Raw genomic sequence first — 22249 nt, 5'->3', positions numbered from 1 at the left:
CGGGGAGGGGGGAACCGCGGGGGAGGGGGTCAGCGGGAGGTGTCGAAGACTTCTTCGCGGGTGTCGGCGAGGGCGCTCTCCAGGGCGCCGCGCAGGACGGGCCGTTCGAGCACCTCGCCGGCGACGAGCCGGGGCCGCGAGGGGGCCAGTTCGGCGAGTTCGGTTTCCAGCAGGGCGCGCAGCGGTTCGCCGCCCGCGCCGATCACGGCGCCGGACAGGACCACGACCTCCGGGTCGAGCACGGCCACCAGCGAGGCGAGGCCGGTCGCGAGGAGGGTGGCGTACGACTGGAGGAAGGCCCGGTACGGGTCCCCGGGCGCGGTGGCGGCCCGGCGCAGCAGGGCGACGGCGGCGGCCACCTGCGGCCCGTGCGGGGCGGCGTCGGCGGTGGCGGCGTCCTGCGGCGGCACCTCGATGCCGCATTCGCGGGCGAGCCGGGGCAGCACCTGGGCGCCGGCCAGCTCCTGGTAGCCGCCCGAGTTGACCCGGGTGACCTGCCGGACGAGGGGGTGGCCGGGTACGGGCAGGAACCCCACCTCGCCCGCGCCGCCGGTCCAGCCGCGGTGCAGGCGGCCGCCGAGCACCAGGGCGGCGCCGAGGCCCTCCTCGTTCCAGAGCAGGACGAAGTCCTCGTGGCCGCGGGCCGCCCCGAGGCGCTGCTCGGCGACGGCGGCGAGGTTCACGTCGTTCTCGTACTCCACCGGCACGGGCAGGGCCGCGGCCAGTTCGTCGAGCAGGGTGGGGGAGTGCCAGCCGGGGAGGTGGCTGGCGTAGCGCAGCCGGCCGGTCTGCGGGTCGAAGGCGCCCGGGGTGCCGACCACGACGCGGTGCAGGTCGCCGCGGCGCAGTCCGGCGGCCGCGGCGGCCCCATCCAGGGCGGTGGTGACCTGTCCGACGGCGTCGGCGCCCTCGGTGTAGGGGAGCGTGAAGCGGCCGGTCACGGTGCCGGTGAGGTCGGCGACGGCGGCGTGGACGCCTTCCGGGGTCACGTCGAGCCCGCCGACGTGGGCGGCGCCGGCGTTGAGGGCGTACAGCTGGGCGCTGGGGCCGGGGCGGCCGTCGTCGGTGCCGGTGGCCACGACCAGCCCGGCGGCTTCCAGCCGGGCGAGCAGCTGGGAGGCGGTGGGCTTCGAGAGGCCGGTCAGGTGCCCGATCCGGGTCCGGGACAGCGGGCCGTGCGCGAGCAGCAGCTCCAGGGCGGCGCGGTCGTTCATGGCGCGCAACAGGCTGGGCGTTCCGGGCGTGGCGGCGGGCATGGGGTGCTTCTCCCTCACCGAGGTGAACTGTTAGGTAAGTTTCCTATCAGCTGGTGAGCCGTGTCAATGGTCACGTCGTCCGCCCACGCCGGGTCCGCTTGCTCTCTCCCCCACAACGCGGACCGCCCCGCCGGCAGGACCGGCGGGGCGGTGCGGGGGCCCGGGGGGCCGGGGACTACTTGGAGATCCGGGGGCCGCCGGGCGAGGCGGGCGGCGGTATCGGGGTGGTGGCCATGGACTGCGGGGACGTCGGGTTGGCCAGCGCCGAGGGCGCGGCGACGGAGGCGGACGGGTCCGGGACCTCCTCCGGCTCGGCGGCGTCCGGCAGGCCGCCGATGATCCGGATGCCCGCCGCGTCGAAGGCCTCCTTGATCCGCCAGCGCAGCTCGCGCTCGACCGCGAACTGCTGCCCCGGCATGGTCTTCGCCGACACCTTCACGGTCATGGAGGCCAGCAGCACCTCGTCCAGGCCCAGCACCTCCACCGGGCCCCAGAGCCGCTCGTCCCACGGGGACTCCTTCGCCAGGCCCTCCGCCACCTGCTGGACCACCTCGCGGATGTGCGTGAGGTTCTCCGTCGGCTTGACCTGCACGGTCACGCCCGCGGTCGCCCAGCCCTGGCTCAGGTTGCCGATCCGCTTGATCTCGCCGTTGCGGACGTACCAGATCTCGCCGTTGTCGCCGCGCAGCTTCGTCACGCGCAGCCCGACCTCGATCACCTCGCCGGAGGCCACCCCGGCGTCGATCTTGTCGCCGACGCCGTACTGGTCCTCCATGATCATGAACACACCGGAGAGGAAGTCCGTCACCAGGTTGCGGGCACCGAAACCGATCGCCACGCCCGCGACGCCGGCACTCGCCAGGAGCGGGGCCAGGTCGATCTTCAGCGCGGCCAGCACCATCAGCGCCGCCGTACCGAGGATCAGGAACGAGGCCACCGAGCGCAGGACGGACCCGATCGCCTCGGAACGCTGGCGGCGCCGCTCGGCATTGACCAGCAGCCCGCCCAGCGCGGTGCCCTCGACGGCCTCGGCGCTGGTGTTCATCCGGCTTATGAGCTTGGTGAGGGCCTTGCGGACCGCGGACCGCAGCAGGGCCGCGATCACCACGATCAGCAGGATCCGCAGGCCGATGCTCAGCCAGGTGGCCCAGTTCTCCTCGATGAAGCTCGCGGCGTTGGTCACGCTCTGGGTGGCGTCGTCGGTGGTGTTCGCTGCCAACGGGAGCAGGGTGGCGGGCGAGGGCACGGCGGGAAACCTCCAGGCGTAGCGGTCTGCCCGCGGGACAGGACGTGCGGGGCAGACACACCACACTAACGGGGCACACGCCCGACCCCGTTGCCGTGTTCGAGGGAGAGACCGGACTCACCTGGGGAGGAACGGGGTGTGGTTGAAAACACCTCGGACCCGTTACGGGCGCGTGGTGGCGCTTCGACCAGCCGTAAGGGGAGACTGGAAAGCAGATCGTCCCGGCGCGAGCCACGCGCCGCCGGCGTACAAGGAGGCAGTCCGTGCCGCACGTCCTGGTCCTCAACGCGTCGTACGAGCCCCTCGGCGTCGTACCGCTCCGTCGCGCGCTCGTCCTCGTCCTGGAGAACAAAGCGGTCTCCCTGGAGGAATCCGGCGCCTTCCTGCACAGCGCGACGAGAGCCGTCCCCGCTCCCAGCGTGGTCCGGCTCAAGCGCTTCGTGCGGGTCCCCTACCGGGGGCCCGTTCCGCTCACCCGCCGCGCGCTCTTCGCCCGCGACGGCGGCCGCTGCATGTACTGCGGGGCCGTCGCCACCAGCGTCGACCACGTCATCCCGCGCAGCCGGGGCGGCCAGCACCGGTGGGACAACGTCGTCGCCGCCTGCCGCCGCTGCAACCACGTCAAGGCCGACCGGCACCTGCTGGAGCTGGGCTGGCGGCTGCGCCACCAGCCCGCCCCGCCGTCCGGTCTGGCCTGGCGGATCATCGGCACGGGCCACCGCGACCCCCGCTGGATGCCCTACCTCCAGCCGTACGGTGCCGACGACGCGCTGGAGCGGATCGGAGCGGCCGCGTCGTAGGGGCGGCGCGGCGGGGACCGATCCCGGAGAACGGACCTACGGGGCCACCGCGAAGGCCGAAGCCGACCACAGGCTGCAGCCGAACCGGGTCGCCCGGCGGTCGCACGTGACGCGCAGGAACCGGGTGTCCGGGGCGTCCAGCCGGACGCTGTCCACACCGCCCCGTGAGGTCACGGCGACGGCCGGGCGCCAGTGCGTGCCGTCCGCCGACGTCTCGACCCGGTACGCGGAGGGGTACGCCTCCTGCCAGTGCAGGGTCAGCAGGCCGACCCGGGCCGGCGTCGCCAGCTCGGCCCGCCACCACGCCCCGTCCACCGCCGGAGAGGACCAGCGGGTGGCGTCGGAGCCGTCCACCGCCGCCGACGCCGGGAAGCGCGGGTCCTCGTCCGCCGAGGAGGTGGCGCGGGCGGCGCGCAGCAGGTCCGGGCCGCCGGTGCGCGGCACCGCCCGCACGGTGAGGTGCCGGGTCTCCCCGGCGAAGCCGAGGACGAGGTCCTGGTTCCCGGCCGGGGTGCCCGCCGCGACGCTCACCTCCAACGGCACCGCCACCCGCGCCCCGCGCGCCACCACCACCTCCCGCGGGGCCCGTACGAGCACCCCGGGCGGCGCGGTCACCGTCAGGGGGCCGCGCACCTCGGCCGGGCCCGGGGCGGACAGTTCCACCGGCACGGTGCGCGGGGCGCCGCCGCTCTCGATGTCGGCCGGCGCCGCGTCGCCCGGCTCGAAGCGCACCCGCGGCCCGTCCGCGAACCACGGCACCACCGCGCGGACCTCCGGGTCGGCGCCCGTCCACGACAGCCGCACCGCGTCCGCGCGCACCCCGGCCGCCTCGGCCTGGGTCCAGCCGGACGCGGCCGCCTCGCCGATCCGCCGCCAGCCCTCGCCCGGCACGTGCGCCTCCACCACCGCGCCGTGCGAGCGCGGGCCCAGCGGAGCGGTCATCACGGTGACCGCCGCGAGGGTGCGCGGGGCGTCCAGCCGGACGGTCCACGCGCCGGGTTCGCTGTCCACGCTGCCCTCCCGGCGGGCCGCGCCCGTCCACGCGTCGGACTCCTCGGCGGCCCGCTTCAGGAAGGGGTCGAGCACCGAGGTGTCCACCCGGGCCGCGTCCTTGAGGGCGAGCGCGTCCCGGTCCCGCTCCAGCTCCCGGGAGGCCTGCCAGGCGGCCGCGCCGTCGCCCCGGGCCTCGGCCCGCAGCAGGTCCACCGCCCGCTCGCCCGCGGCCCCGTACCGGGAGAGCCGCTCCAGCCAGGGGCCCGCCTCGGCGGCGAGGGAGGGCAGCCGGGCGGGGGCCTCGCGCAGCACGGTGAAGGCGGCCCGCAGCCGCTCCCCGGCCTTCGGGTCCCCGGCCGCGCGGGCCCGCCAGAACTCCTCCACCAGCGGCTTCAGATAGGCGGACTCCTCCAGCTTGAGCCCCGAGGAGGCGGAGTTGCCGGCCAGCGCGGCCAGGGCCTCCCGGGTGCGCCGGTCGGGGCCCGCCAGTTCGCGCACGGCCGCCGCCCAGGACTCCCCGGCCCGGTAGCCGCGCGGGTTCCAGGCGTAGTCCGCGGCCGTGAACACCGGTATCCGCGACAGGGTGCCCTGCGCCATCGCGTTGGCCAGCACCCCGGCCGAGCCGCCGGCCACCGCCGGGTCGCGCCCGGCGTAGGGGCCGAGGAAGATGCGGCCCGGGTCCCAGTCGTTGACCGGGTAGTTGTCCATGGTGACCAGGGGGTGCCCGAGCGCGGAGCGGGCCCCGGCCAGCTCCTTGCCGGTGATGGTGCGCGGGACCACGCCCACGCCCGTCCAGGCCACCTCCACCCGGGGATCCAGGGCCCCGGCCAGGGCCGTGCGGTAGGCGGTGGCGCCGTCCTGGAAGTACTCGGTCGGCAGCAGCGACAGCGGCGCCGCCCCCGGGTGCCGGGCGGCCAGGTGCGCCGCCAGCTCGCCCGCGACCTCCGCGTGCGCCTTCGCGGCCGCCGCCGGACCCGTCCCGTACCGGACCCGGTCGGCCCGGCAGCCCCACTCCGTGTAGCTGACGTCCTGGAACTGCAGCTGGAACGCCCGGAAGCCCAGCTCCCACATGGCGTCGACCTTGCGCAGCAGCGCCGCCCGGTCGTCCGCCGAGGCCAGGCACATGGACTGGCCGGGGGAGACCGCCCAGCCGAGCACCACCCGGTTGGCCCGGGCCCGCTCGGCGAGCGCCCGGAACTCCTCCCGGTCCCCGGCCGGGTACTCCTCGCGCCAGCCGGTCGTGCGGTACGGGTCGTCACCGGGGGCCAGCAGCAGCCGGTTCTGCTTGGTGCGGCCGAGGAAGTCGAGCTGGGCCAGGCGCTGCTCGCGCGACCAGGGCTGCCCGTAGAAGCCCTCGGTGACCCCGCGCACGGGCGCGATCGGCCAGTCCCGCACCAGCATCCCGGGGACCTTCCCGGGGGTGGCCGCGAGCAGCTGACGCAGCGTCTGCGCGGCGTGGAACAGCCCGTCCTCCCCGACGCCGGCCAGCGCGACCGTGTCCCGGCCGCCGGTGCGCCCCACGGCCAGCCGGTAGCCGCCGTCGGGCAGGTCCCCGGCCGGGGCCGCCCCGAGCGAGCGCAGCGCGGCCTCGGCGTCCGGGCCCTGGAGGCGTACGACGAGGCCCCGTTCGGGCAGCGCCGCCCCGGGGGCCCGCTCGTCCAGGGTCCGTACGCCCGCCGTGCGCAGCGCGGTGCGCACCGCCTCGACGGCGTACGGGTCCGCGCCGGCGGGGACCACCAGTACGGCCTGCGCGCCCACGGACAACTCCCGCCCCGGATCGGCGACCGCCGACTGCGGCCGGGGCCACACGGCGGGCCCCTCGGCGGCGGTTCGCACGGGATCGGAGGCCGGGTCGAGCAACGGTACGGGCACGGGGGCCGCCGGGGCGGCCGGTCCGGCGTCGGAGCGCGGCGCTCCGGAGGTGTTCGGGGTCCCGGTGGAGCCCGCCGGGGCCGACGCGACGGCTCCGCCCAGCAGGCTCCCGATCACCGCGACCGCCGCCGCGGTGCTCCGCTTCCTGCCCCTGAGCTGCACGGAGCCTCCCCGTCCCGAGTCTTCCCCGCGCCTGCGAGCGAGCCAGAGCCCACCACCCGTACGGCCGGCGTGTCAATCGGCGCGGGTGATCTGACCGGGATCGGCCCGAATGCGGTGCCGCCGACTGGGTATGGCTGCGGTGTTCCCCGGGGGTGTTGCATGGCGCGTCCGACGGACCCCCACCGAGGAGTGCTCCCATGAACGCCCGCACCGCGTCCACCGAAGCCCGGACCGAAGCCGGGGCCGAAGCCCGGACCGAATCCCGACCCGCCGCACCCGGCCACGCCCGCCCGCCCGCCGCCGCCCGGACCGCCCCGCGCGGCACCGCCCCCGTCCACGCCCCGCTCGCCCACCTGCCCGCCCCGTCCGGGCCGGCGGACGGCCCCCTCACCAGTGAGCCCCCGCCGGCCGGCGCCGCGTTCGCGCCGCTGACCAGCGAACCGCCGCTGCTGGAGGAGACCCCGCTGACGAGCGAGCCGACCACCCCCGCCCCGTCCGCGGCGGCCCGCTAGAGCGCCCGCCCGGCCCGCCCGACCCACACAAGGGAGCTCCATGGACGACCTCGCCCGGCTCGCGGCCCTGCACGGCGTCGCCACCGCCTACCAGCCCGCCGAGGACGTCACGGTGGAGGTCCCGAGGGACACGGTGCGCACCGTCCTCGGCGTCCTCGGCGTGCCCGTCGACGACCCCGGCGGCGCCGACGCGGCCGGGCGGGAGCGGGCCGGGCGGCTGCTGCCGCCGACCGTGGTGCAGTGGCGCGGCGAGGCCCTCCCGCAGGCGCTGGCCGCGCTGCCGCCCGGGACCCGGCTGCGGGTGGCCCCGGAGGGCGGGGCGCCCGGGCGGGACTGGGACGCCGCCCTGCCCCTCGGGGTGCACCGGCTCACCGCCGAGGCCCCCGACGGGCGCGCCGCCGGGGCCACCCTGATCGTGGCCCCGGAGCGGGCCCCGGCCGCCCCCGAGCGGGCCCACGGGCTGCTGGTCCAGCTGTACTCGCTGCTCTCGGAGCGCTCCTGGGGCATGGGCGACCTCGGGGACCTGGCGGAGCTGGCCCGCTGGGCGGCCCGCACCCACGGCGCCGGGTTCGTCCAGGTCAACCCGCTGCACGCGGCCGTGCCGGGCACGCCGACCGACCCGTCCCCGTACCGTCCCGCCTCGCGCCGCTTCCCGGACCCGGTGCACCTGCGGATCGAGGACGTCCCCGAGTACGCGCACTGCCCCGAGCGGGCCGCCCTCGACGAACTGGCCGAGCGGGGCGGGCAACTGCGCCGGGAGGTGCTGGAGAAGGGCGCCCTGATCGACCGGGACGCCGTCTGGGACCTCAAGCGTGCCGCCCTGGAACTGCTCTACGCCGTTCCGCGTTCCGCCGTACGGCAGGCCGCCTACGAGGAGTTCCGCGCCGGGCAGGGCGAGCCGCTGGAGCGGCACGCCGCCTGGTGCGCCGCCGTGGCCGGGGCGGGCGGGGCCGGAGCGGGCGGGGCCGAGGCGGGCAAGGCCGGCGCGGGCCCGGCCGCAAGCGCCGACTTCCACGCCTGGCTGGTGTGGCTGACGGACGAGCAGCTGACGGCCGCCCAGCGCGGCGCCCGCGAGGCCGGGATGGCGGTCGGGATCGTGCACGACCTCGCCGTCGGCGTGCACCCCGAGGGCTCGGACGCCGTGACCGGCCCCTTCCACGCCCGGCACATCTCGGTGGGCGCCCCGCCGGACGCCTTCAACGCCCGCGGCCAGGACTGGGGGCTGCCGCCCTGGCGGCCCGACGCCCTGGAGGAGTCCGCGTACGAGCCCTTCCGGGCCCTGCTGCGCGGGGTGTTCCGGTACGCGGGCGCGGTGCGCGTCGACCACGTCATGGGCCTGTTCCGGCTCTGGTGGATCCCCGAGGGCGCCCCGCCAGCGGAGGGCACGTACGTCTCCTACGACGGCGAGGCGATGCTGGCCGTGCTGGTGCTGGAGGCCCACCGGGCCGGGGCGCTGGTGGTCGGCGAGGACCTCGGGACGGTGGAGCCGCGGGTGCGCCGCGAACTGGCCCGGCGCGGGATCCTCGGCACCTCCGTGCTGTGGTTCGAGCGGGACTGGTCCGGCGACGGCGATCCGCTGCCCGCCGGGGCCTGGCGGGCCGACTGCCTGGCCACCGCGACCACGCACGACCTGCCGCCCACGGCGGCCAAGCTGGCCGGGGCCCACGTCGAACTGCGCGACCGGCTCGGCCTGCTGACCCGTCCGCTGGAGCGGGAGCGGGCCGAGGACGCCGCCGACACCGCGCAGTGGCTGCGGGTGCTGGACGGGCTCGGCCTGGAGACCAAGGGGGAGGAGGCCGCGGTCCGGGCCCTGTACGCCTTCCTGCTGCGCACGCCCGCCCGGCTGGTCGGGGTGTGGCTGCCGGACGCGGTGGGCGACCGGCGGCCGCAGAACCTGCCGGGCACCTGGGACCAGTACCCCAACTGGCGCCTGCCGGTCGCCGACGCGTCGGGCCGGCCGCTGACCCTGGAGGCGCTCATGGCCTCGCCCCGGGCGAACGCCCTGCTGAGCGCGGTGCGGGAGGGCGGCGGGACCCGTACGGCACCCCCGGGCGCGCGCCCGCTTTAGGTGTTCGCTACGTTTGCACCGTGGACAAGAAGAACGCTCTGCGCGCCGGCGCCGTCACGGCCGGATCGACGCTGATGATGCTGCTGATGACGTCTCCCGCCCTCGCGCTCACCCGCGACGACGGTGATGACCCGGGTCCGGGCCTGAGCATTGGCGAGACGCTCGGGCTGTACGTGGCCGCGCCGATCGTGCTGTTCCTGGTGATCGCGGGTCTCGTGATCGTCGGCGACAAGTCGCGCAAGCAGCAGTAACACCAGGACGGACGTGGCCCGGCCCCTCGGGGCGGCGCCGCTCCCGACGGCTTCCGGGGCGCCGGAGGTCCGCGCGTCCGGCTCCGGCCGGCCGCGGGACCTCCGGCGCCCCGTCGTGTCCGGCGCCAGGTCTTAGGGGACGTTCGCCAGCAGCTTGCGCAGCAGGCCCGTCAGGAGCTCCGCCTCCTCGGCGTCGAGCCCCTGGAGGACCCCCGCCTGCACCTCCAGCCCCGCTCCGACGGCCTCGTCGATGAGCGCGAGCCCACGTTCGGTGATGGTCACCTGGAGGCCGCGCCGGTCGTGCGGGTCGGGGCTGCGGGTGAGCAGCCCCGCCTTCTCCAGCTTGTCCAGGCGCCCGGTCATGCCGCCGGTGGTGAGCATGAGCGTGGCCGAGAGCTGGCGCGGGGAGAGCGTGTACGGGGCCCCCGAGCGGCGCAGCGTCGCGACGACGTCGAACTCCCCTGTGGTGATCCCATAGCGGTTGTAGGTCCGCTCCATGGCGTCCCCCATCGCCTTGGCGATCCGGTAGATGCGGCCGAAGACGGCCATGGGGGCGGTGTCCAGGTCCGGTCTCACCGCGTACCACTGCCCGGTGATCGCGTCGACGGCGTCCTTGCTGGCTTCCCTGCTGCTGACCCGGTTCATGTCCGAAGTATCCAAGTTCCGCTTCCTCGTGCGCAAGTAGCTTGCGGAAAAGTAGCTTAGTAGTAAGCTACTTACGAGCGACCTAGTTGGGCGGCAGTGGGCCCCCGGTCGCCGTCTGCCGAGGAGTCGCCGTGAACCGCGTCACCACCATCGCCCTGACCGCACTCGCCCCGATCTCGTGGGGCTCGACCTACGCCGTGGCCAGCGAGCTGCTGCCACCCGACCGGCCGCTCTTCACCGGGGCCATGCGCGCCCTGCCCGCCGGACTCCTGCTCATAGCCCTGTCCCGGACCCTCCCCAAGGGCGCCTGGTGGTGGAAGTCCGCCGTGCTCGGCACCCTGAACATCGGGGCCTTCTTCCCCCTCCTCTTCCTCGCCGCCTACCGGCTGCCCGGTGGCGTGGCCGCCGTGCTCGGCTCCGCGGGCCCGCTGTTCGTCGTCGGGCTCGCCGCCCTCGTCCTCGGGGAGCGGGCCAGGCTGCGCACGGTGCTCGCCGCCGTCGCCGCCGCCCTCGGCGTGAGCATGGTGGTGCTGACCGCCGACGCGAAGCTCGACCTCGTCGGCATCCTCGCCGGGATCCTCTCCTCCGCCTGCATGGGCGCCGGCACCGTGATGACCAAGCGCTGGGGACGCCCCGAGGGGGTCGGCCCGCTGGCCGTGACCGGCTGGCAGCTTACCGCCGGCGGCCTGGTCATCATCCCGATCGCCGCCCTCGTCGAGGGCATGCCGCCCGCCCTCGACGGCAAGGCCTTCCTCGGCTACGGCTACATGATGCTGATCAACACCGGGGCCGCGTACGTCCTCTGGTTCCGCGGCATCGGCAAGCTCTCGGCCACCTCCGTCACCCTGCTGGGCCCGCTGTCCCCGCTCACCGCCGCCGTCATCGGCTGGGCCGCCCTCGGGCAGTCGCTCGGCCCGGTCCAGCTGGTCGGCATGGCGGTCGCCTTCGGAGCCACCGTCTTCGGACAGCTTCCCGGGCGCGCGGCCCGGGCGGCGGCCGCCCCCGCAGCGGGAACGTTCAGTTCTCCTGAAAAGACCGATCGAAATGTTTCGATGGACCTGACCGATACCGGGGTGCGACGGTAGGACCGCCTACTTCAGACCGACGCCCGAGGGGGAGACGCGCAGGTGGCCGTCACGGACCGCACCCGTACCGTTCAGCAGGACCAGCAGGACCGGCAGGACCAGCAGCCCGGCACCGGACAGGGCGGGAAGACCGCCGCCGGCATCGGCGTCCTCCTCGCCCTGCTCGCGACGGTCGTCTGGTCCGGAAGCTTCGTGGCCACCCGCGGCATGGCCGGGTCCGTACCACCCGTCCAGGCCGTCTTCTGGCGCTGGATCATCGCCGCCGTCGCGGTAGCCCCCTTCGCCGCCCGCCAGGCCTGGCAGCAGCGGGCCCTGCTCCGCCGGCACCTCGGCTACGTCAGCCTCGCCACCCTGTTCGGCGTCACCCTCTACAACACCCTCGTCCACCAGGCCGGACTGACCACCTCGGCCTCCAACATGGGCATGATCATGGCGGCTTCGCCGGTCATCATGGCCCTCTACGCCCGTCTCGGCGGCGAACGGCTCGGCCTCCGGCGCACCTTCGGGATGCTGCTCGCCGCCTTCGGGGTCCTGCTGCTGGTCGGTCACGGCTCGCTCGGCTTCGACTTCAGCGCCGGCGACCTGTGGATGTTCGGGGCCGCGCTCTCCTTCGCCAGCTACAGCGCCCTCCTCAAGCGCAAGCCCGCCGAGATCGGCGGACTCGCCTTCCTGATCACCACCTTCGTGCTCGGCGCGCTGATGCTCGCCCCCGCGTACGCGGTCTCCGTCGCCGTCCAGGGCGGCTTCGAGGTCCGCCCCGGGACCGTCGGGCCGCTGCTCTACGTCGGCGTGTTCTCCTCCGCCGTCGCCTTCTTCGCCTGGAACAAGGCCGTCTCGGTCATCGGAGCGGCCCGCGCGGGCGTCGTCTACTACCTCCAGCCCGTGTGCGTGGCGGGGCTGGGGCTGCTGCTCCTGGGGGAGCGGACCGGCCCGGCCGAGCTGCTGAGCATGGCGCTGATCCTGGGCGGGGTCGGGCTGGCGAGTGCCGCGCGGCGGTAGGTTCGACGGCGTGATCGACTGGGACATCAAGAAGCTGCGGATCCTGCGGACCCTGGCCCACCGGGGCACGGTGACCGCCACGGCCGAGGCGCTGCACATGACGCCCTCGGCCGTTTCGCAGCAACTGACCAACCTCGCCCGGCAGCTGGGGGTCCAGCTGCTGGAGGCGCAGGGGCGCCGGGTCCGGCTGACCGACGCCGCCCACCTCGTCCTGCGGCACGCCGAATCCGTCTTCGCGCAGCTGGAGCGGGCCGACGCCGAACTCACCGGGTACCTGGCAGGGGAGGCGGGGGAGGTGCGGATCGGGGCCTTCTCCACCGCCGTGCCCGTGCTCGTCGTCCCCGCCGTCGCCGCCCTGCGCGGCAGCCACCCCGGCATCGAGGTCCGGGTCCGGGAGACGGAGGCCGCCGAGTCCTACGAGCTGCTCTCCGCCGGGGTCGTCGACCTCGCGCTGTCGCTGGCCGCGCACGCCCCGGTCGCCGGTGACCCCCGCTTCACCCGGGTCACCCTGCTGGAGGACCCGCTGGACGTGGCCCTGCCGCCGGGCCATCCGCTGGCGGGGGCGCGGGCCGTACGCCTGGCCGACCTGGCCGGGGAGCGGTGGATCTACGGGGGCAGCGGGCCCTGGTCGGAGATCACCCGCAGCGCGTGCGAGGCGGCGGGGTTCGTTCCGGAGCAGGCGCATTCGGCGTCCGGCTGGACCGCGATCCTGGCGATGGTGGAGGCGGGGATGGGGGTCGCGCTGGTGCCGCGCATGGTGTCGGGGCGGGCGGAGGGGGTCGCGGTGCGGGCCCTTCCGTACGACCGGCCCACGCGGCACGTGACGGCCGCGTTGCGCCGGGGGTCGGAGGCCGCGCCGGCGCTCTCGCGCGTGCTGGGCGCCCTGCGCTCCGTCGCCGGGCCGGGCCCCGCCTGACGCGGGCCGCCCGCGGGTGCGGGTGCGGTGCCGCTGCGCGGGGCCGTCCCCTACCCGCCCTTCCACCGTTCCCGCCTCGGACGCCGGCGCGGCTCACTGACTACACGGCGCTCCGCGCCCGCGCCTCAAACGCCGGCGGGGCTGGAAGATCCCGCCGCGCCCGCGCCTCAAGTGCCGGTGGCACTTGAGGCGCGGGCGCGGGGCCCCGCCGGCCCTCGGTGGGGTGGGCGGGGCCGGGTGGGGTCAGGCGCGGGCGGCGGCGGCGTCGGCGGCCTGGGCCTTCAGGGCGCGCTCGACGCCGGCCCGGGACTCCGAGACCAGACGCCGCAGGCCGGCGTTCGGCTCCGCCGAGGCCAGCCACGCGTCCGTCGCGTCCAGCGTCTCCTGCGAGACCTGGAGCGACGGGTACAGCCCCACCGCGATCTGCTGCGCGATCTCGTGGCTCCGCGTCTCCCAGATCTCCTTGACCACCGCGAAGTACTTCTGCGCGTACGGCGCGAGCAGCTCCCGCTGGTCGATCTGGACGAAACCGCCGATGACGGCCTCCTGCACCGCGTTCGGCAGGTCAGCCGACTCGATCACCGACGCCCACGTCTCGGCCTTGGCCTCGGCCGTCGGGCGCGCGGCCCGCGCGGTCGCCGCGTGCCGCTCGCCGGCCGCCGTCGCGTCCCGCTCCAGCTCCGCCGCGATCGCCGGCTCACCCGCCGCACCGGTCGCCACCAGGCGCTCCAGGAACGCCCACCGCAGCTCCGTGTCCACGACCAGGCCCTCGACCGTCTCCGAGCCGTCCAGCAGCGCCGCCAGGTGGCGCAGCTGCTCCTCGGTGCGGGCGGTCGCCGCGAAGGCCCGCGCCCACGCCAGCTGGTGGTCGCTGCCCGGTGCGGCCGTCCGCAGGTGCTCCAGCGTGGCCTCCGTCCAGGTCGCCAGGCCCTGCTCCCGCCACGCCGGGTCCGCGTACAGGTCCACGGCCAGCTTCGCCTGCCGCTGGAGGGACTGCACGACCCCGATGTCGGACTCCTTGCCGATGCCCGAGAGGACCAGCGCCAGGTAGTCGCGGGTGGCCAGCTCGCCGTCCCGCGTCATGTCCCAGGCGGAGGCCCAGCACAGCGCGCGCGGCAGGGACTCCGTGAAGTCGCCCAGGTGCGCGGTGACGTTGGCCAGCGAGACCTCGTCCAGGCGGACCTTCGCGTACGACAGGTCGTCGTCGTTGAGGAGCACGACCGCCGGACGGGTCCGGCCGGTCAGCTCCGGCACCGCCGTCAGCTCACCGTCGATGTCCAGCTCGATCCGGTCCGTGCGGACCAGCTTGCCGTCGACGAGTTCGTAGAGGCCGATCGCGATGCGGTGCGGACGCAGCACCGGCTCGCCCTTGGCGCCCGCCGGCAGGGCCGGGGCCTCCTGGCGGACCGCGAAGGAGGCGATGGTGCCGTCCTCGGCGTGCTCGATCTCCGGGCGCAGGACGTTGATGCCGGCCGTCTCCAGCCACGCCTTCGACCAGGCGGTCAGGTCGCGGCCGGAGGTCTCCTCCAGCGCGCCCAGCAGGTCCGACAGGCGGGTGTTGCCGAACGCGTGGGCCTTGAAGTAGGCCTGCACGCCCTTGAAGAAGGACTCCTGGCCCACGTACGCGACGAGCTGCTTGAGCACCGAGGCGCCCTTGGCGTACGTGATCCCGTCGAAGTTGACCAGGACGTCGTCCAGGTCACGGATGTCCGCCATGATCGGGTGCGTGGAGGGCAGCTGGTCCTGCCGGTACGCCCAGGTCTTCATGGAGTTGGCGAACGTGGTCCACGCGTGCGGCCACTTCGAGCCCTCCGCGTACGCCTGGCAGGCGATGGAGGTGTACGTCGCGAACGACTCGTTCAGCCACAGGTCGTTCCACCACTCCATGGTGACCAGGTCGCCGAACCACATGTGCGCCAGCTCGTGGAGGATCGTCTCCGCGCGCACCTCGTACGCCGCGTCCGTCACCTTGGAACGGAAGACGTACTGGTCGCGGATGGTGACCGCGCCCGCGTTCTCCATCGCGCCCGCGTTGAACTCCGGCACGAAGAGCTGGTCGTACTTCGCGAACGGGTAGTCGTACGCGAACTTCTCCTGGAACCAGTCGAAGCCCTGCCGGGTCACGTCGAAGATCGCGTCCGCGTCCAGGAACTCGGCGAGCGAGGGGCGGCAGTAGATGCCGAGCGGGACGGACTGGCCGTCCTTGCCCTCGTACGAGCTGTGGACGGCGTGGTACGGGCCGACGATCAGCGCGGTGATGTACGAGGAGATCCGCGGGGTCGGCTCGAAGGCCCACACCCGGTCCTTCGGCTCCGGCGTGGGAGAGTTCGAGATGACCGTCCAGCCCTCGGGGGCCGTCACGGTGAACCGGAACGTCGCCTTCAGGTCGGGCTGCTCGAAGCTGGCGAAGACCCGCCGCGCGTCCGGCACCTCGAACTGGGTGTACAGGTAGGCCTGCTGGTCGACCGGGTCGACGAAGCGGTGCAGGCCCTCACCGCTGTTGGTGTACGCGCAGTCCGCGACGACGCGGAGCTCGTTGGCCCCGGCGGCGAGGTGCGCCAGCGCGATGCGGGAGTCGCGGAAGACGGCGGCGACGTCCAGCGCCTTGCCGTTCAGGACCACCTCGTGGACGGCCGGCGCGACCAGGTCGATGAAGGTCTCGGCGCCGGCCTCGGCCGACTGGAAGCGCACGGTGGTGACGGACGGGAACGTGCCGCCCTCCTGCGCACCGCTGAGATCCAGTTCGACCTCGTACGAGTCGACAGTGAGCAGCTTCGCCCGCTGCTGAGCCTCTTCACGGGTGAGATTCGTGCCAGGCACGCGGTCATCTCCTTCGATGGTGACGTTGCCCGGCCATCCTTCCACGGGGGCGGCGTCCCCGCGCCGGCCTCATCCACGGGCGAACACGCCCGCCCCCAAAACGCCCGGGGGGCGGCACCGCGGCCTGCGGTACCGCCCCCCGGGGACGCGTGCGTGCGGGATCAGCCCTGGCGCAGTTCCTCGGCCACGAGCTCCGCGATCTGCACGGCGTTCAGCGCCGCGCCCTTGCGCAGGTTGTCGTTGGACAGGAAGAGCGCGAGGCCGTTCTCGGCGGTCTCGTCCACCCGGATGCGGCCCACGTACGAGGCGTCGCGGCCGGCGGCCTGGAGCGGGGTCGGGATCTCGGAGAGCTCGACGCCGGGGGCGTCCGCCAGCAGCTCGTAGGCGCGCTCGACGCTCAGCGGACGCGCGAAGCGGGCGTTCACCTGGAGCGAGTGGCCCGAGAAGACGGGGACGCGCACGCAGGTGCCGGAGACCTTGAGCTCCGGGAGCTCCAGGATCTTGCGGGACTCGTTGCGGAGCTTCTGCTCCTCGTCGGTCTCGAAGGAGCCGTCGTCGACGATGGAGCCCGCGAGCGGGAGCACGTTGAAGGCGATGGGGCGCTTGTAGACGCCCGGCTCGGGGAAGTCGACGGCCGCGCCGTCGTGGACCAGCCCGGTGGCACCCTCGGCGACGGCCTTGACCTGGCCGTCGAGCTCGGCGACGCCGGCCAGGCCGGAGCCGGAGACGGCCTGGTAGGTGGTGGCGATCAGCGCGGTCAGACCGGCCTCGTCGTGCAGCGGGCGCAGCACCGGCATCGCGGCCATGGTGGTGCAGTTCGGGTTCGCGATGATGCCCTTGGGGCGGTTCTTGATCGCGTGCGGGTTGACCTCGGAGACGACCAGCGGGACCTCGGGGTCCTTGCGCCAGGCGGAGGAGTTGTCGATCACGACGGCGCCCTGGGAGGCGACCTTCTCGGCGAGGGCCTTGGAGGTGGCGCCGCCCGCGGAGAAGAGCACGATGTCCAGGCCGGTGTAGTCGGCGGCGGAGGCGTCCTCGATGGTGATCTCGCGGCCCTCCCACTCCACCGTCGTGCCCGCCGAGCGGGCCGAGGCGAACAGCCGCAGCTCGTCCACCGGGAACTTGCGCTCGGCCAGGATGCCGCGCATGACTCCGCCGACCTGTCCGGTGGCTCCGACGATTCCGACCCTCACGGTGACTCCTCATTGGTACGTGGGCGCGTGCGCGCGTGGGGCCATCATGCGTTCGACCCCACGAGGCTTGTCCAATCCATTGTCCGAGGTACGGACGGTGTCCCCGGTGTGAACCCGCGTGACGAGTCCGTGACGGGCGTGTTGCGGGGCCCCCGAACTGCCGTTTTGGCAGCTCACGGCCCGTTAGCGTCCGTTCTGTCGTGCCCGCTATCCGGACGCGGCGTACCAGAGACCGAACCGCTCACCTCGGGGAGAACACCGTGCGGGACATCCGCCACCGCCGCCGGTCGATACCGGCCCTCGCCGCCCTCGCGGCCGTCGCCGTCGCCGCGCCCGTCCTGATCGCCGCCGCCCCGGCGTCGGCCCACGGCAACGACCGCGCCGGGCGCGCCGGGGCCAGGCTGGCCGCGGAACTGACCGAGGAGGTCAGCGCCCGCGGGGCCTACCGCCACCTGGCGAAGTTCCAGCAGATCGCCGACGCCAACGGCGGCAACCGCGCCGCGGGCAGCCCGGGCCACGCCGCCTCGGCCGCCTACGTCCACGACACCCTGGTGAAGGCCGGGTACGACGTCTCGTACCAGGACTTCGACATCTACGAGGCGCACACGAAGACGGAGCGGACCACCGTCCTCGCGGGTGTCGACGGCGCGCCGCGCGAGCTGGCCACCGCCGCCTTCACCTTCACCGCCTCGACCCCGCAGGGCGGCCTCGCCGCCCCGCTCGCCCTCGCCCGGGTCGACGAGACGCCCGGCTGCACGGCCGACGACTACGCGAGCGGCACCTTCACCGGCAAGATCGCCCTGGTCAAGCGGGGCTCCTGCACCTTCGTGGAGAAGCAGCGGGCCGCCGCCGCGGCGGGGGCGGTCGGCGTGATCGTCTACAACCACAGCGGCACCACCCCGGTCCGCGGCGGGTTCTCCTCCCCGGCCGAGGGGGTCATCCCGAGCGCGGGCATCACCCTGGCCGACGGCGAGGCGCTGGCCGCCGCCGCCGCGAAGGGCGAGGTGAAGGTGCGCCTGGACCTGGACCAGGAGCACGTGAAGAAGACCACCCGCAATGTGATCGCGCAGACGAAGGGCGGCCGTGCCGACCGGGTGGTGGCCCTCGGCTCCCACCTGGACTCGGTCCCCGAGGGCCCGGGCATCAACGACAACGGTTCGGGCTCGGCCGGTCTGCTGGAGGTGGCCCTCAAGCTGGCGGACGAGGGCGCGAACAAGAAGGGCACAGGGATCGCGAACAAGGTCCGCTTCGCCTGGTGGTCGGCGGAGGAGCTGGGCCTGCTGGGCTCCGAGCACTACGTCGCGCAGCTGTCCGAGCAGCAGAAGAAGGACATCGCGCTCTACCTGAACTTCGACATGATCGCCTCGCCGAACCCGGTCCAGTTCGTCTACGACGGCGACGACTCGGACAAGTCCGGCGAGGGCGCGGGCCCGGCCGGCTCGGCGCAGATCGAGGCGCTGATCAACGGCTTCCTCGACAAGAAGCACAAGCCGCATGAGGGCAGCGACTTCGACGGCCGCTCCGACTACGGCCCGTTCATCGCGAACGGCATCCCGGCGGGCGGCACCTTCACCGGCGCCGAGGGCATCAAGACCGCCGAGCAGGCCAAGCGCTACGGGGGCACGGCCGGGGCCCCGTACGACCCGAACTACCACGGGGCGGGCGACACCCTGAAGAACCTCGACCTGAAGGCCTTCGACACCAACCTGGACGTCATCGCCCACGCGGTGGGCACCTACGCGCAGGACCTGAGCTCGATCGGCAGGTGAACCGGAGACGGCCCGAGGGGGGGCCGGGGGGACGGCGAAGGGGCGGGCGCCCGATGCGGGCGCCCGCCCCTCCGTCATGCCGTCACGCTCTCATGCCCCCGAGGGAGCCGAGGGAGTTACGGGAGGACCTTCTCGATCTGGACGCTGCCGAGACCGGCGGCGGTGCCGCGGGCGTTGAGCAGCTGGACCTGGCCGAAGAACTGACGGCCCTCGGGGGCCGCGCTGGAGACCAGGACGTTCGCCGAGACGTTCGCCGAGGCGCCGTTGGCGAGGTTCACCTTGGCGTTCTCGTCGACCTGGACGGAGCCCAGGGCGGCCGAGAAGTACACGTCGCGGTAGTCGTACGTGGTGGACCCGGACGGGATCGCGTAGCCGATCACCTTGATGGTGTAGGTACCGGCGGCGGGCTTGTTCAGGGTCACGGCCTCCTCGGAGTCGCCGTCGGCGGAGCTGCCGACCTTGACGCCGTCCTTGTAGACCTCGAGGTCGAGGTCCGCCGCGGTGTCGGAGGGCTTGCCGATGGCGACGTCGAGGCGGGAGACGCCCTCGCCGACGGTGACCTCGGTGGTCTGGGTCTCACCGGCCGCGATGGTCGGCTTGGCGACCTTGGCGGAGCCGAGCGGGCCGCCCTGGAGCGTGCCGCCGGAGATGGCCGCGGCGTCGTTCTTGACGGTCCACTGGACCGGCGCCGGGGTGCCCTGCTTGACCTCGGGGAGGACCTTGACGGCCGGGTCGAAACCGGCGCCGAGGACCGCGACGTCCAGCTTGAACGGGTTGTCGAGCAGCGGCGACGTACGGCGCGACTCGACCTCGATCTCCCAGACGCCCGGCTGCGGGTCGGCGTACGAGCGCAGGTCGGGGCGGCAGGCGTTCGCCGGGTTGTCGTAGTTCGGGTAGCACTGGGTGGTCGCGCTGTCCTCGACGCCCGTGCCGTACGGGTGGATCGAGATGAAGCGGGTCTGGCTGCCCGGGTTCAGACCGCCGAGGGCGACCTCAAGGGTCTTGGCACCCTGCGGGACGGTCACGAAGTAGGACTTGTGGCTGTTGCGCTGCACGGACGAGGTGTCCGACAGCGTGAACGACGGCTTCGCCAGAGGGGCGGAGGCGATGACCGTGGCCAGCACCTGCTTGTCGATGCCCTCGGTGGACGGGTCGTCGAGCTGGAGGATGCCGCTGTGCACGCCGGCCGACTTGACGTTGGCCTCGACCTTGATGGTGACGGGCTTGTTCAGCGGCAGGGTGACGTAGTCGTAGCCGCCGACGACCTTGAAGGTGCCGTCGTTGTTGCGCCAGCTCAGGTTGTGCCGGGTGCCGTACTTCACGCCCGTGGTGCGGGTGACGACGACGTCGTAGACCTTCTTCTGGCCGACCTTCAGGCCGCCCTCGCGGTCGTACAGGCCGGTGCCGAAGCCCGGGGTCTTCAGGAACTGGTCGAGCGCGGTGTCGACCGGGGCCTTGACGGTGAACTCTTCGGCCTTCGCGCCGCGCTGGATGGACTCCCACGCGTCGACGACGTTGATGAGACCGGCACCCTGTGCGTGCGCCGGGACATCGTTGATCTTCTTCGCGGTGCTGGTCAGCGCCACGCGCAGGCTCGCCGGGGTGAGCGCGAGCTTCTGCTGCTTGGCGGCCGAGATCAGCAGGGCGCTGGCGCCCGTCGCCTGCGGCGAGGACATCGAGGTGCCCTGGAGCATCGAGTAGCCGGCCGGCAGGGCGTAGCCCGCCTCCTTGACCGGGCTGCCGGGCAGCCAGGTCTGGGTGGTGTTGATCGCCGCGCCGGGGGCGGTGATGGTCGGCGTGAACCCGCCGTCCTCACGCGGACCGCGCGAGGAGAAGGGGAACATGTTGTACTGCTTGGTCACGCCGGAGCCGTAGTTGGAGGCCCAGGTCTCCTTGGAGACCGCCGCACCCACGGAGATGACCTTGTCGGCGAGGCCGGGGTCACCGATGGTGTTGACGCCCGGACCCTCGTTGCCCGCCGAGATGACGAGCTGGACCCCGTAGGTGTCGATGAGGTTCTTGTACAGCTCCGAACGGGCGTTGTTGCCGTCGTTCAGCGCCGGGAGACCGCCGATGGACATGTTGACGATGTCCACGCCGCGGTTGACGACGAGGTCGATCATGCCCTCGGTCAGCGCGATGTTGGTGCAGCCGCCGGACCAGGAGCAGGCGCGCGAGGAGACGATCTTGGCGCCGGGCGCCTCGCCGTTCATCTTGCCGCCGAAGAGGCTGTTCGCGGCCGTGATGCCGGCGACGTGCGTGCCGTGCTCCGACTCGATGATGCCGATGTTGACGAAGTCGGCCTTCTTGCCCACCCAGTCCCCGCCGAAGGGGTCCATGGGGACGTCCTTGCGGATCTGGATCACGAACGGGATGCGCTCGACGACGTCGGTCGCCGGGTTGTCCGTGCCGAAGTAGCCGACCTGGTAGCCGTCCTTGTACGGCTTCATCGGCTCGTTGTTGGTGAAGTCGCCGTCCTGGTCGGTGTCGACGCGGACGGTGCCGGCCACCGGGTCGTACAGCATGCCGAACTTGTCGGTGGTGTCGCCGTCGCGGTTGACGTCGCCCTTCATGTCACCGGTGGCGGTGATCGACTCGCTGAAACGGCTCCACTGGTAGGAGCCCTCGGGGGCCTTCCAGCTCTGGCCGCCCGCGCTGAAGGCGCCGCCGGTGGAGGTGACGGGGGTGACCTGGGGGCGCCAGGTGGCGTCGTTGTCCAGGATCGGGTCGGTCGCGGTGACCCAGTCGACGATCTTGCGCTCGCCGGTGGTGGTCTTCTGCAGGGCCGGGTGCGCGACGTCGACGCCCGAGTCCAGGATGCCGATGGTCACGCCGCGGCCGTCGGCCTGCGGGTTCTTCTGGACGAAGTCCACCGCGCCGGTCTCGAAGGACGGGTTGTACGGGTTCTTCGCCGGCGTGTCCTTGCCCGGGCCCGGGTAGGTCTCGGCGGCGGTCTTCTTGGCCGCGCCGGAGTCCTTGCCCGCGTCGGGACGCGGGTCCGGGAGCTGGATCTCGTGCCGCAGGTCCATGCCGTGGACGGAGTCGAGCTTCCCGGCCGCCTTCAGCGCGGCCTCGGCCTTGTCGGTCGGCAGGGTCGCGCGGACGTAGCCGAGCTTGTCGTACGTCTGGCCCACCGAGGCGCCCTGGACCGCGTCGAGCTGGTCCGCGACCTGCTTGGTCTGGCCGGGGGCGGTGGCGACCATGACGGTGACGGTGGCGTCACCCTTGGCCTTGGCCTCCTGGAGGAGTTCGGCGTCGGCCGAACCCAGCTTCTGGTCGGCGGACTTGACGGCCGGGTGGGTGCCCGGCGCGTCGGGGGCCGCAGCCGCGAAGGCGGGTACGGCGCCGGTGGCGCAGAGGGCGGCCACCAGGCCCGCGGCCGCGGCGACGCGGGCCGCGCGCCGCGCGCCGGGTATGGGCCCGGTGGTGGAGCTGGGCGAGTCGAGGGTCATCAGCATCCCTGGCTAAGTGAAAGATACGGTCCGGATTTCGGTGCCGGATGACCGGTCAGCTTTGCGCAAGTGACAGCTGTTTGGGGAGGGTTGTCATTGACCGAGACCTGACATGGCGGACTCTCGCCACTGTGGACCAGCCGCCAGCGCGGACATGCCCGGGCAAGCCGGGGCGACTCGCCTGCATGTGCGAGTTGATTTATCGATTTT

Annotated in this window: 15 protein-coding genes; 8 read left to right on the top strand and 7 right to left on the bottom strand. The window is 73.8% G+C overall.

Annotated elements, in window-relative coordinates:
* Positions 1-29: 29 nt before the first annotated feature.
* Both ACFYYT_RS09285 and ACFYYT_RS09280 read right to left on the bottom strand, forming a co-directional pair.
* Positions 30-1256: an ROK family transcriptional regulator gene (locus ACFYYT_RS09285; protein WP_351816579.1), complete on the bottom strand. Its 1227-nt coding sequence runs from the start codon at positions 1254-1256 to the stop codon at positions 30-32.
* 175 nt (positions 1257-1431) lie between these two features.
* Complete coding sequence (locus tag ACFYYT_RS09280; protein ID WP_388607297.1) at positions 1432-2502, bottom strand: mechanosensitive ion channel family protein; 1071 nt, start codon at positions 2500-2502, stop codon at positions 1432-1434.
* 263 nt (positions 2503-2765) lie between these two features.
* Between ACFYYT_RS09280 and ACFYYT_RS09275 the strand changes: the two genes are divergently transcribed.
* Positions 2766-3302, top strand: coding sequence for an HNH endonuclease (locus ACFYYT_RS09275; protein WP_351816585.1), 537 nt, complete (start codon positions 2766-2768; stop codon positions 3300-3302).
* Positions 3303-3338: 36 nt separating this feature from the next.
* Here ACFYYT_RS09275 and ACFYYT_RS09270 read toward each other — a convergent pair whose 3' ends face one another.
* Positions 3339-6329, bottom strand: a complete 2991-nt coding sequence (locus ACFYYT_RS09270) for a beta-N-acetylglucosaminidase domain-containing protein (protein WP_351816588.1) — start codon at positions 6327-6329, stop codon at positions 3339-3341.
* A 197-nt stretch (positions 6330-6526) separates the two neighbouring features.
* On the opposite strand from ACFYYT_RS09270, the gene ACFYYT_RS09265 reads away from it, so the two are divergent.
* Genes ACFYYT_RS09265 through ACFYYT_RS09255 form a run of 3 tightly spaced genes read left to right on the top strand, consistent with a single transcriptional unit; the run spans position 6527 to position 9160 of the window.
* Positions 6527-6841 (top strand): hypothetical protein, encoded by a 315-nt coding sequence (locus ACFYYT_RS09265; RefSeq protein WP_351816591.1) that lies wholly within the window; start codon positions 6527-6529, stop codon positions 6839-6841.
* A gap of 40 nt (positions 6842-6881) precedes the next feature.
* Entirely contained in the window at positions 6882-8909 is a 2028-nt protein-coding gene (locus ACFYYT_RS09260) for a 4-alpha-glucanotransferase (protein WP_351816594.1), read from the top strand.
* A gap of 20 nt (positions 8910-8929) precedes the next feature.
* Positions 8930-9160: a hypothetical protein gene (locus tag ACFYYT_RS09255; RefSeq protein WP_351816597.1), complete on the top strand. Its 231-nt coding sequence runs from the start codon at positions 8930-8932 to the stop codon at positions 9158-9160.
* Between the two features lie 132 nt (positions 9161-9292).
* Here the strand turns inward: ACFYYT_RS09255 and ACFYYT_RS09250 are convergent, their stop codons facing one another.
* Positions 9293-9805 carry a MarR family transcriptional regulator gene (locus tag ACFYYT_RS09250; protein ID WP_351816600.1) on the bottom strand — a complete coding sequence of 171 codons (513 nt, stop codon included), beginning with the start codon at positions 9803-9805 and terminating at the stop codon, positions 9293-9295.
* Between the two features lie 131 nt (positions 9806-9936).
* Between ACFYYT_RS09250 and ACFYYT_RS09245 the strand changes: the two genes are divergently transcribed.
* The 3 genes from ACFYYT_RS09245 to ACFYYT_RS09235 are packed head-to-tail and all read left to right on the top strand — an operon-like array spanning position 9937 to position 12805.
* Positions 9937-10890 (top strand): EamA family transporter, encoded by a 954-nt coding sequence (locus ACFYYT_RS09245; protein WP_351816603.1) that lies wholly within the window; start codon positions 9937-9939, stop codon positions 10888-10890.
* A gap of 42 nt (positions 10891-10932) precedes the next feature.
* On the top strand, positions 10933-11889 hold the full coding sequence (locus tag ACFYYT_RS09240) for a DMT family transporter (protein WP_388607290.1): 957 nt from the start codon (positions 10933-10935) through the stop codon (positions 11887-11889).
* A gap of 10 nt (positions 11890-11899) precedes the next feature.
* Complete coding sequence (locus ACFYYT_RS09235; protein ID WP_351816606.1) at positions 11900-12805, top strand: LysR family transcriptional regulator; 906 nt, start codon at positions 11900-11902, stop codon at positions 12803-12805.
* 243 nt (positions 12806-13048) lie between these two features.
* Here the strand turns inward: ACFYYT_RS09235 and pepN are convergent, their stop codons facing one another.
* Positions 13049-15625, bottom strand: coding sequence for an aminopeptidase N (gene pepN, locus ACFYYT_RS09230; protein WP_351816609.1), 2577 nt, complete (start codon positions 15623-15625; stop codon positions 13049-13051).
* A 161-nt stretch (positions 15626-15786) separates the two neighbouring features.
* Positions 15787-16818, bottom strand: a complete 1032-nt coding sequence (locus tag ACFYYT_RS09225; RefSeq protein ID WP_351816612.1) for an aspartate-semialdehyde dehydrogenase — start codon at positions 16816-16818, stop codon at positions 15787-15789.
* A gap of 260 nt (positions 16819-17078) precedes the next feature.
* On the opposite strand from ACFYYT_RS09225, the gene ACFYYT_RS09220 reads away from it, so the two are divergent.
* A complete protein-coding gene (locus ACFYYT_RS09220; RefSeq protein WP_351816615.1) occupies positions 17079-18587 on the top strand; it encodes a M28 family metallopeptidase in 1509 nt (502 codons plus the stop codon).
* A 116-nt stretch (positions 18588-18703) separates the two neighbouring features.
* Here ACFYYT_RS09220 and ACFYYT_RS09215 read toward each other — a convergent pair whose 3' ends face one another.
* Entirely contained in the window at positions 18704-22039 is a 3336-nt protein-coding gene (locus ACFYYT_RS09215) for a S8 family serine peptidase (protein WP_351816618.1), read from the bottom strand.
* Between the last annotated feature and the right edge of the window lie 210 nt (positions 22040-22249).

This window comes from Streptomyces sp. NPDC002032 (assembly GCF_042890765.1).
In the GTDB taxonomy this organism is placed as follows: Bacteria; Actinomycetota; Actinomycetes; order Streptomycetales; family Streptomycetaceae; genus Streptomyces.
Note: the sequence above shows the minus strand (reverse complement) of the source record. Positions and strands in the feature narration are given on the sequence as shown.